Source organism: Neisseria sp. P0021.S006 (assembly GCF_051956895.1).
The window spans coordinates 1-600 of sequence record NZ_JBQCWZ010000885.1; the positions used below are offsets into that span (position 1 = coordinate 1).

1 protein-coding gene is annotated in these 600 nt (G+C 47.5%); it reads right to left on the reverse strand.

Annotation, left to right across the window (positions count from 1 at the left end; genetic code table 11):
• Nucleotides 1-600: copper-containing nitrite reductase (gene nirK, locus ACTHUM_RS17705; protein ID WP_440403648.1), on the reverse strand; the 600-nt coding region annotated here is incomplete at both ends.

Here is a 600-nt window from a genome sequence, read left to right on the forward strand (position 1 = left end):
TCGTTAATCAGTTTACCACCTTCAACATATACTTTGTCGAAGATTTCGCCGATAACGTGGAAAGAAGATACCAAGTTAGGACCACCGTTACCAACGTACATACGAACAGTTTCACCAGTTTTAGCTTTCAGAGCGTTGTCGCCGGCGATAGAGCCTACGTGACCGTTGAATACAACGTATTCAGGTTGTTCGGCAATTGCTTTATCCATATCGAAAGGTTGCAGGCCTTGAGCACCTTTTTTACCTTTAGTATAGAAGTCGCCTTGTACGATGTAGAACTCTTTGTCCACTTTAGGCAGACCTTCTTTAGGTTCAACCAAGATCAAACCGTACATACCGTTGGCGATGTGCATACCTACAGGAGCAACGGCACAGTGGTAGATGTACAAACCAGCTTGCAGTGCTTTGAAGCTGAAGGTAGAAGTGTGGCCTGGGGCAGTAAAGGTAGCTTCTGCACCACCGCCTGGGCCGGTTGCAGCGTGGAAGTCAACGTTGTGAGGAACGGTAGAAGAAGGATTCTTAGAGAATTCTACTTCTACGGTATCGCCTTCGCGTACACGGATCATTTGGCCCGGAACGTCGCCGTTGAATGTCCAGTAG